The organism is Corallococcus sp. AB038B (assembly GCF_003668955.1).
GTDB classification, from domain to species: domain Bacteria; phylum Myxococcota; class Myxococcia; order Myxococcales; family Myxococcaceae; genus Corallococcus; species Corallococcus exiguus.
The window spans coordinates 216,833-226,433 of sequence record NZ_RAWO01000015.1 but is presented as its reverse complement, the minus strand read 5'-3'; the positions used below and the strand labels follow the sequence as shown (position 1 = coordinate 226,433).

General features: G+C 67.9%; 7 protein-coding genes. 2 read left to right on the top strand and 5 right to left on the bottom strand.

Annotated features, from left to right (window positions below):
• Positions 1–106: 106 nt before the first annotated feature.
• The 3 genes from D7Y04_RS37540 to D7Y04_RS37525 all read right to left on the bottom strand — a co-directional run bounded on the left by D7Y04_RS37540 (position 107) and on the right by D7Y04_RS37525 (position 5,134).
• Positions 107–2,263: an FG-GAP-like repeat-containing protein gene (locus D7Y04_RS37540; protein WP_121762442.1), complete on the bottom strand. Its 2,157-nt coding sequence runs from the start codon at positions 2,261–2,263 to the stop codon at positions 107–109.
• 97 nt (positions 2,264–2,360) lie between these two features.
• Positions 2,361–3,164, bottom strand: coding sequence for a MopE-related protein (locus D7Y04_RS46865; protein WP_158627656.1), 804 nt, complete (start codon positions 3,162–3,164; stop codon positions 2,361–2,363).
• 833 nt (positions 3,165–3,997) lie between these two features.
• On the bottom strand, positions 3,998–5,134 hold the full coding sequence (locus D7Y04_RS37525; protein WP_147477278.1) for an ATPase, T2SS/T4P/T4SS family: 1,137 nt from the start codon (positions 5,132–5,134) through the stop codon (positions 3,998–4,000).
• A 168-nt stretch (positions 5,135–5,302) separates the two neighbouring features.
• Between D7Y04_RS37525 and D7Y04_RS37520 the strand changes: the two genes are divergently transcribed.
• The gene (locus tag D7Y04_RS37520) at positions 5,303–6,145 is read left to right on the top strand and encodes an imm11 family protein (protein WP_121762453.1); all 843 of its coding nucleotides are present in this window, start codon (positions 5,303–5,305) and stop codon (positions 6,143–6,145) included.
• Between the two features lie 31 nt (positions 6,146–6,176).
• On the opposite strand, the gene rapZ is transcribed toward D7Y04_RS37520, so the two are convergent.
• Both rapZ and hprK read right to left on the bottom strand, forming a co-directional pair.
• Positions 6,177–7,040: an RNase adapter RapZ gene (gene rapZ / locus D7Y04_RS37515; RefSeq protein ID WP_120581487.1), complete on the bottom strand. Its 864-nt coding sequence runs from the start codon at positions 7,038–7,040 to the stop codon at positions 6,177–6,179.
• Positions 7,037–8,002: an HPr(Ser) kinase/phosphatase gene (gene hprK / locus D7Y04_RS37510; protein WP_120581488.1), complete on the bottom strand. Its 966-nt coding sequence runs from the start codon at positions 8,000–8,002 to the stop codon at positions 7,037–7,039. Before hprK ends, rapZ begins: the two co-directional genes overlap by 4 nt.
• Positions 8,003–8,050: 48 nt before the next feature.
• On the opposite strand from hprK, the gene D7Y04_RS37505 reads away from it, so the two are divergent.
• A complete protein-coding gene (locus D7Y04_RS37505) occupies positions 8,051–9,601 on the top strand; it encodes a hypothetical protein (RefSeq protein WP_121762452.1) in 1,551 nt (516 codons plus the stop codon).

Below are 9,601 nucleotides of genomic sequence, written 5' to 3'. Positions count from 1 at the left end.
GCTCTTCGTTGAGGGCCACCTTGCGCTCCAGCATGGCCGCGTCTTCTGCACCGCGCCACTGCCTTGGCGCACGCGCCAGCCAAGCAGGCGGCTGATGATCAACTTGCTAAATGAGGGGATCCTTCAGCTGAAGCCCATCACCGTTGATGTCCGCGACGCGTACACCATTGTCGATGGAATGACGTGTGTTACCCCAGCCTTCGGGCGGAGGATTGAGGTATTCGAGTGCCGGACCCACCTTGGCTTCGGCCGAGAAAACCTGCGTGGGCTGTGGCACGAAGCCCAGCCCCGTGTTGAGTGAGAGGGTCGCGTCGCCGCCGACTTGAGGATAGGACACGAGATCCGTCAGGCCATCGCGGTTGACGTCCACGAACAAATGCCGCTGACCGCTCGTCTCCTCGCGGGGAATGGAAGTCTCTGTCCATTGGGAGGTCCCATCCGCCTTCATGCCCAGGAAGAAGTAATGGCCACCCTCGATGTATGGAATCGCGTCATCATCCGGTTCGCTCTCCCAGCGGGGGATGAGGAGGCCCGTGCGCCCCGAGCCGTCCAGGTCGAGCGGGAATGCCGTTGTCAACGCGGGGAAGCTCGGGGGGGCGAGGCCCATGGAAAGGGGAGCACCGCTGTTGATGGGGCCCAGCCGGTACCCAAGTCCCACCAGGCCCTGACCGCCCAGAGGGCCACCTGTCGGACGCAGCAAGTCCAGCCGGCCGTCTCCATCCAGGTCCACGGTCCAGAAGTTGCGCAGCGAGGTTCCCAATTCGGCTTGCTGCTCTTCGCGGCTGAACATGCCTCCTCCCCAGCTCTTCATCAGGTGAAGCACCCGCTGGCCCGTGGGGGCGTTGTTGGTGGAGACAATGAAGTCCAGGAGTCCATCTCCGTCCCAGTCGGTGAAGCGGCCATCGGAGGTGACCTCTCCGGCAGACGGGGGCACAGGCAGAGAGAGCAACGCCTGCTCAGCGTCGAAGCCCGTGCCATTGCTGTAGCGCACGAACCACTGCACGGCCGAGGTCCCGACCCGCTTGCGGTAGACGAGGTCGTCCCGTCCGTCCGCATTGACGTCAGCCCCCAGGAAGGACTGCAGGTCATCATATGCGCCTGGATTCAGGGGTTCCGTCGTCAGCGCGTAGTTCCACCGGTTTCCCCAACTGTTGGGGTCGAGGCTCGGGGCATAGGTGAAATGGAAGGGGTTTCGGCAAATGTTGCTTCCGTCGCACTCCGTCACTTCGCCCAATGTGCTGCTTCCCGCAGCGCTGCCGTTCGGTTCGTTCGGCAGACCGTCATAGCGGTAGGCCAGCGTATACGAACGAAACAAGGAGCGCGTCTGTCCCATCCCCGTTGGCCCCCACGACTCGACTCTCTTCAGCCGGCGCCGAAGCTGGAGGGAGAAGCCGCCCGTGAAGCTTGCCACCACGTCCGTACGCGGCTCGTACAGGAAGGAGACGCTCGCGAGCGCCGGAGGCGCCCCCGCCACGGAGGAGCCCGTGTATCGGATCTCCACCGGCAACTGCTCCTCTGCCGCCGATGGGATGTCGTAGGTGACCGTCAGGAAATTACCGCTGCGATCCTCGACGCGTGACAAAGCCCAAGCGAAGGTGCGCGTCCCTCCACCCGGGATGGACTGCTGGTGGGTCGCGGAGCCACCGCCACCCAGGGTCAGGATCAGGCCGTCCTTCGTGTACATCTTGAATGTGGCCGGACCATTGTCGCCAACCCCCAGTGAGACAACACGCGCATAGACGTCGTTCTCGGTGCGGTACTCGGCCCCGTCGGCACCGTAGACGCCAGCGACGACCATCAACCGTTGTCCGTCCAGACAGAAGCGATCGCTCGCGTCGAAGCGGAGCCGGTCGGAGGAACCATCGTGGGCCATCGTCTTGCGGCAGCGCGTGATGCGTGAAAGGCCGGAGAGGTTCCAACCCATTCCGAGCAGTCCATTCCCGCTTTCGCTGCTGTAGCTCAGCGCCAAACGTGGCTCGATCCCCAGTCGCCCTGGAGAAGTCCACAGCGGGAGCGTGTAGCGAGCGGTACCCACCGACGTGACCCATGCAGCCGGCGTCGTGGAGCCCGCGGCAATGGATGAAGCCGTCTGGGTCTGGAGGATGGTGTCGGAATCGATGACAGGGGGCGATGCGTCACCGAGGTGCTGGCGCCGCGCAACCTCAGTACGACGTGCGTCGTGGCTGGGAGCGGAAGGGCTACAACTGGCCAGGAGTTGCGTGGCATAGATCCAGATCACCGCGCAAGCAGAGATTCTTTTCATAGTGATTTCCGATAAACCCGAGGATTCTCAATCAAGAAGACTGACACGCCGGAGGATTCGCATGACTCCATGCGCTGAGTCAGGAACGCAAAATGGTTCACGGCGTCAAACATGCTCCACAGTCATGGCTCCCACCGCAGCCATCCGGAGCGACACCACACGTCGTAGAGGCGCAGGCCTTGGACTGTGGAATGGGCGTGCACCCACAGGACATGTCATCAAACCGGCAGACATTGTCTTCATCCACGGCGGAGTCGCAGTCGTTGTCCCGACCGTCGCAGCGCTCAGGCTCCGGAGTCAGCGGGACGCATGTCTGGGGATGCCCCTCCTGACACGCGGGGACGGATACCGCGCATTGCCCCTGACCACAGCTCAGCGTTCCCAGCCCTTCATCCGTCACACTGTCGCAGTCGTTGTCCCGCCCGTCACAGACTTCAGGCGAGGGCGGCAGAGGAACGCAGGTCTGCCATGCGCCTCCCTGGCAGGCATATTTCGAGGTATGACACTCTCCAACACCGCAAGAGATCCGGCCGAATTCGTCCTCATCGCGCACGCCGTCGCAATCGCTATCGGTGCCATCACACGTTTCCGGAGTGGGAAAGATGACCTGCTCGCAGGCGTAGGCGCCGCTGGTGCAAACCAACCGTCCAGCGGAGCACGCGCCCGGCTTATTCACGGTGCAGCCTTGGGGGGCGATGTTGTCAACGACGCCGTCAAGGTCATCATCACACGCGTTGCACGTCTCAGGCCTCGGTGCCAACGGACTCCGGCAGACATCAAAACTGCCATTCCCCAGGCACCTCTGGGTTCCCTGGCCGGTCGCCCCACAGCTACATGCGCGCTTGCTGGTGATCGCGATTTCGCAGGGTCCATAGATCCCGCGCTCATCGGCGTACTGCATGCCCGAACAACCAATGTCCGCCCCCGAGGTGAAGGTGCATTGCTTGGGCGGGGGAGGCGTCGAGCATGGGGGGTTCGGGCAGCAGGTCTCACAAGTGGCGGAGGGGCTGGCCTGGTCTGAAGGGGTATTGGCATTGCTGGCGGCAGCCCACAGTGCCAGGGAAATCATCAGCAGCCGTGCAGCTGCACTTGCCGCAGCCCCCCGGAACAGCCTCCACGGAAACAATGTATGCATGGATTTCAAAACAACCCTCGCGAGCCTGGACGGTTCAATCCCCGAGCACATGAACAGGGCGCCAGCAGCCCCGTGACACCCTGGAGGGGGCACCTGTGGCTCCGGCGACCGTTGCAATTTCGAGCCCAGAGTGGACGTGTCAGACGCTTCTGACTGACGCCGGTGCGCAGGGGCTCCGGAGCGGGACCCGGGTCCGCCGCGCGGGACGCCGCAGGTGGCAGGAGTCCCAGGACCCTCCCTTCCGAGTCAGACCTGATTGACTTCCACGCGCACCTCGCAGAGGTGACTTCGCGGTGGTTCACGGCTGAACCACCGGGCGCTCATTTTGATAAGTCTCCTCCGTCGATGGACCGCGCGCTCTTCAGCGAAGGCGGCGCGGACGTCAGTGGTGCGGTCCCGCTCCGTGCAGGGGGGACGCGTCGCCCGGTGAAGCCTGGGAGTCACTGCTCGCGACGTACGACGCAGGCCGTCTGCCTCCAGCGGCGCAGGCGACACTTCAGGCCGCGTTCATCCAGGCCGTGGAACCGCTGCGGCTTACGGACGGCAGCGTTCCGTTGCGTTGGGGCATGCGGCAGCTGACGACGGCGCGCCGGCCTTGATCAGCTCTTCGCCCACGGAACGATGTGCAGTGTCTTGCCATCCTCCGCAGGCTTCGTCTGGTGGAGCGTCATCGCCAATGCGCCCGCCGCGTCGCGCGTGTGGTGCACGATGAGCGCATGGACGGGCAGGCCCGGCATCGCTTCCGTCAGCCAGGCGTAGCCCTCCTCGGGGGTCTTCGCTTCCAGGACGCAGGCCGCGGCGTGTCCCGTTTGCGCCGCGGTGCAGAGCATCTCCATGTCCTTCAGCGTGCGCACCTCGTCCGCGAAGACGAGGTCCGGGTCCTGCCGCAGGAATGAGCGCAGCGCCTGCGCCAGCGGCAGCTCTCCGCTCACCTTCACCACACCGATGGCGCCTCCCGGCCCTCCCTTCGGCTCCTCCACCGCCGCCAGCGCGTGCACGTTGTCCTGCAGCGCATCCATCACCGCTCGCAGGGTCGTGCTGCGGCCCGTGTTGGAGGCTCCCGTGAGCAGCACCACCTGGCCGTTGAACAGCGTCTTGTCCAGGCGGTTGAAGAGCCCCTTGAGGAACTCCGCCGCTTCAGCGGAGAGCGGGAGGCTGGAGATGCTTGGGTACGCCAGACGCGTCTCCCGGTCCCTCGCCAGCGCCGTGGTCCAGGTGCCCAGTGCGTCTTCGCGAAACGACACGCGGAACTCGAGGTCCGGATCCACCGCGCCCACCGGGAAGGCCACGTGGCCCCGGTCCGGCATCACTGGATCCGCGCCCCGCTTCGCGTGCGCCGTCAGCGCCTTCCCCAGCGGCCGGTACAGCTCGTACGCCATGGGCTGACGCACCGGCACCCGCTCCGCGCCCAGCACCCCCATCGTGCCCGGCGTGTCCTTCGCGATGAAGAACAGCGTGATGCCCGCGTTGATCACCCGGCTGGCCGTCTCCGCTGGGGCTTCATCCCCGTCCTCGTCCGTGACGCTGTCCGTGTCGTCCGCCGCCCAAACGGAGAACATCGCCGCGCCCGTCCTGCCCGCGACGTCGAAGAGGGCCGCCGCCAACGCTTCGGCCGTCTTCGGGGTCGCGACCGCTCCGGACGGCGCCCGGCCTGCCTCCCCCAGCTTCCGGAGCAGGCTGGCGAACACGGCTTCCGGCGTGGCGGGGGCTTCGGACTTCGGGCTCGGAGTCGTCATGGGCGCGGACCATGACATGGCCCGTCATGGCCCGACCACGCTGGAAACAGCCCCCGGAAAGCCCCCTCCTCCTTGGAAACCGGTACGGCCGCCGGCCTGCCTTGAGAACGAGCGAGGAAGCCCACAGGAAGGGCTCCCCTCCAGCAGGCGCTTGGGTAACATCGCTTGATGTTCCGGCGTCTCACCAACGCGCTGCGACGGCTGTGGCTCCGCCCCACCGAAAGCAGCCCCCCGAACCGGCAGAGCCTGCCCGACGGTACCGACCCCACCGTCGCCACGCCCCGGCGCTCGCGCGCGTCGGTCGCGGAGGAGTCCTCGCCTCCGGTCCGCACCAGCCGCCCACGCCGCCCGGCCGTCCGCATCGTCGCGCACGGGGCCGCTCCGCACGTCAGCAACCGCAAGACGTCCAGCCGCGCCGGCGTCACCCCCCCGCGCTTCTACGACCTGCACGACGACTTCCGCGCCCCCGGCCGCTGGGAACCCGGCGACCCGCTGGACCCGGAGGACAAGGAGGTGGGCGACATGTGGATGTTCACCGCCGGGCGCCCCGTGAACCCGCCCGGCCCCCTCCACATCTCCAACGAGCTGAAGGCCGCCCCGCTGGACTTCAGCCTCGCCGGCGCCAGCCTCACCCCCGTGGTGCACCCGCGCGTCGCCGCCGTGCTCGCGCGCCTGGCGCCGGAGGACGTGCAGCTCATCCCCGTGCACATCGAGGGACAGATGGAGCCGTACTTCCTCGTCGTCGCCACGCGCCTCATCCGCTGCGTGGACGAAGCCGCCTGCCTGGAGGTCCACCACTATGGCCCCGGCGACGGCGTCCCCTCGCGCGTGGGCCAGTACCGCTCCGTCCGAGGCCTGCGAATCGACCCCGACCAGGTGGGCCGCGCCCGCGTGTTCCGCCCCTGGGGCTGGCCCGTCACCCTCGTCGTCTCCGAGGTCGTGAAGGAGGCCCTGGAGAAGGAGGGCATCACCGGCGCCTGCTTCACGCCCGTCACGGACACCCGGCACTGAAGCCCGGGGTCCGCAAGGACGTTCCAGCGCCCTACTCCTTCTCGATGTCCCGGTCCCACAGCTGCACGCGGCCGTAGTCCGCGGACAGCCGGCGCACCATCTCCGCCGCCAGTGACACCGAGCGGTGCTTGCCGCCCGTGCACCCCAGCGCCACCGTGAGATACGCCTTGCCCTCCTTCTGGTAGCGGGGGAACAGGAACCGGCAGAGGTCCACGACCTTCTCCAGGAACTGCTGCGTCTCCTCGCGCTCCAGCACGTACCCGGACACCTTCGGGTTCTTGCCCGTGAGCCCCTTGAGCTCCGGCACGAAGTACGGGTTCGGCAGGAAGCGCACGTCGAACACCAGGTCCGCCTGCGGCGGCACGCCGTACCGGTAGCCGAAGGACATGATGGACAGGCTGGGCCCCGTCGTGGGCTCCGGGCTGAAGCGCCCCTGCACCATGCGCTTCAGGTCGTGCACGTTGAGCGCCGACGAGTCGATGACCTGGTCCGCCATCTCCCGCAGGTCCTTCAGCGCCTCGCGCTCCGCGTGGATGCCCTCCGCCACCGTGCCGTCCGGGGCCAGCGGGTGACGGCGGCGCGTCTCGCTGAAGCGGCGCATGAGGCTGTCGTCGCTGGCGTCCAGGAAGAGCACGTCCACCTGGTGGCCCGCGCGGCGCACGTCCGCGAGCACGCGGGGCGCGTCCTTGAGGAAGACGCCTTCGCGCGCGTCGATGACCAGCGCCATGCGCTCGATGTTGCCGCCCCCCGCCAGCTCCGTGAGCTTGGGCAGGAGGAGCACCGGCAGGTTGTCGATGCAGAAGAAGCCGGCGTCCTCCAGCGCGCGGATGGCCGTGGACTTACCGGAACCTGACATGCCGGTGATGACGATGATCTGCTTCGCGGGGGCGGTCACTCGACCTCTTCTCCCAAGGTGCGGCGCATCGCCCCCTGGGCGATGGCTCGATTGAGTCGTTCGGCGAACTCTCGCGCCGAATGGTGGCCCTGAAGCTTCAACAGCTGGTTGCGAGCGGCCACCTCCACGATGGTGGCCATGTTGCGTCCAGGACGCACGGGGACGACCGACAGGGGGATGTCCACGCCAACAATCTGCAGGTGCTTGTCCTCCACGCCCAGCCGGTCGTACTCCTGGTGCGGATCCCATTCCTGCAGCTCAATCACAAGCTCAATCTTCTTCTGTTCCCGGACGGCGGACACTCCGAAGAGGTCCTTGATGTTGATGATGCCCAGTCCGCGAATCTCCATGTGGTGCTTGATGACCGGATTGCCCGCGCCGTAGACGGCCCCCTTGCGCCGGGTGACATCCACGATGTCGTCCGCCACCAGCCGGTGGCCCCGCATCACCAGGTCCAGGGCGATTTCACTCTTGCCGATGCCGCTCTTGCCCAAGAGCAGGATGCCCACGCCGAAGACGTCCATCAGCACGCCGTGCAGGCTGCTGGACTCCGTGAGCGCGTCCTCCAGGAAGTTCTGCACTCGCTGGATGAACTCGCTGGAGAGCAGCGGCGTCTTCATCAGCGACAGGCCCGCGGCCTCGCAGGCGTCCACCAGCGCGCGCGGCACGTCCAGCGCCTTGGTGACCACGACGCACGCCAGGTCCTCTTCGCTGAAGAGCTTGGCCAGCGAGGCGTGCTGCGCGTCCTCCGCCAGGGTGGCCAGGTAGGAGATTTCAGTGTTGCCGAAGACCTGGACGCGGTGCGGGTGGAGGTGCTCGGTGAAGCCCGCCAGCGCCAGGCCCGGCTTCTGGATGCGCGAGGAGTCCACCGTGCGCGCCAGCCCCTGGGTGCCCGCCATCAGGGTCAGCCGCAGGTCGTGGCCCTGGTCCTCGAGGAGCTGGGAGATGCGAATGGATTTCATCGTCGGGACCTGGATATCACCCACCGGCCTCCGGAGGTGAACCGCACCGTGTCCGCCGTCCCCCCCGCCTCCCCTACAGCCGCCAACCCCCGGCCCGGAGCGCGGGTCGGTGTCCCAACGGATGCGCCCGCGGGGGCAAGCTCCGGAGCTCCCACCGAAGCCCCCTTCGAGCGCCGGCTGGGCCTCTTCCTGCTGGGGGGCGTGCTCGTCCTGGGCGCGGCCTTCCGCCTGTACTGGGCGCTCCACGACGACGGCATCTACTGGCCGGACGAGGTCTACCAGAGCCTGGAGCCGGCCCACCGCCTGGTCTACGGCTACGGCCTGGTCGCCTGGGAGTTCGTCCAGGGCGCCCGGAACTGGGCCCTGCCCGCGCTGGTGGCGGGGGTGCTGGGGCTGGGGCGGATGGTGGGGCTGACGGACCCGGCGGGCTACCTGGGGCTGGTGAAGGGCTTCTTCGCCCTGGTGGGCACGGCGACGGCGTGGGCCACGTGGCGGCTGGCCCGTGCGTCCGGGGCCTCCACCCTGGCGGCCTCCGGCGGGGCCGCCCTGTTCGCCCTGGCGTCGGTGCCGCTGTACTTCGCGCCCCGGGCCATGAGCGAGAACGCGTCCGTGCTGCCGGTGGTGCTGGGCCTGGCCCTGGCGCTGCCGAAGGCCGCATCCCGGCGCTCGCTGCTCACCGGGGCGTCCCTGCTGGGGCTGGCCGTGCTGCTGCGGCTTCAAAACGGTGTCTTCTGCGTGGGCCTGGTGGCGGTGCTCCTCTGCCGGCGCCAGTGGCGTCAGGCGGGCGTGGCGCTGGCGGTGCTGTCCGGGTGGGCGCTGGCCTTTGGCCTTCTGGACAAGCTCACCTGGGGGCGGTGGTTCCACTCCGCCATCGTCTACCTGGACTTCAACGTGGTGCAGGGCAAGGCGGCCCAGTGGGGCACGGAGCCCTTCGAGTACTACCCGCGCATCCTGCGCACGGCGATGCCGGTGCTGACCGTCTTCACGGCCGCGCTGGTGGTGCTGGCCGTGCCCCGGGCGTGGGGGCTGTCCTTCCTGGCCGCGGCGTTCTTCCTCCTGCACGCGAACCAGCCGCACAAGGAGCTGCGCTTCCTGGTGCCGGTGCTGCCCCTGTTCGCGGCGCTCGCGGGCGTGGGGCTGGATTCCATCCTGCGGGTGCTGCGCGGCGCTCCGGCGAGGGCCACCGCCACGGTGGCGGTGGTGGCGGGGGCGCTCCTATCCGGCGCGGGCGCGGGGGCGCTCACCTTCGGGGACGTGGGCCAGTACGAACGCGTGCGCCCCAAGGACAGCGCCTGGGATGACCAGGGCGCGGTCAACCGGCTGCTGGAGGCAGCGGGCCGGCGCGACGACGTGTGCGGCCTCAAGGTGGAGGCGGTGCACCTGGCGTGGACGGGGGGCTACAGCTACTTCCACCGGAAGGTGCCGCTGTATCCCCACAATGGCCCCGGGCGGGACTCCCGCCGGTTCAGCCACGTCATCACCCGGGCGGGCTTCGAGGGCGCGGGCACGCTGCTGGTCCAGGATGGCCCTCTGGCGCTGGTGAAGCTGCCCGTGGCGGACTGCATGCCAGACCCTGGATATTCGTGGCGACTGCCCTGA

What these genes read in the sequence shown, in the direction of transcription:
- D7Y04_RS37520 (WP_121762453.1), top strand. Translation starts at nt 5,303, where the DNA reads ATGTTCCGGCGTCTCACCAACGCGCTGCGACGGCTGTGGCTCCGCCCC.
- D7Y04_RS46865 (WP_158627656.1), bottom strand. Translation starts at nt 3,164, where the DNA reads ATGCAGTACGCCGATGAGCGCGGGATCTATGGACCCTGCGAAATCGCG.
- D7Y04_RS37525 (WP_147477278.1), bottom strand. Translation starts at nt 5,134, where the DNA reads ATGACGACTCCGAGCCCGAAGTCCGAAGCCCCCGCCACGCCGGAAGCC.
- hprK (WP_120581488.1), bottom strand. Translation starts at nt 8,002, where the DNA reads ATGAAATCCATTCGCATCTCCCAGCTCCTCGAGGACCAGGGCCACGAC.
- D7Y04_RS37540 (WP_121762442.1), bottom strand. Translation starts at nt 2,263, where the DNA reads ATGAAAAGAATCTCTGCTTGCGCGGTGATCTGGATCTATGCCACGCAA.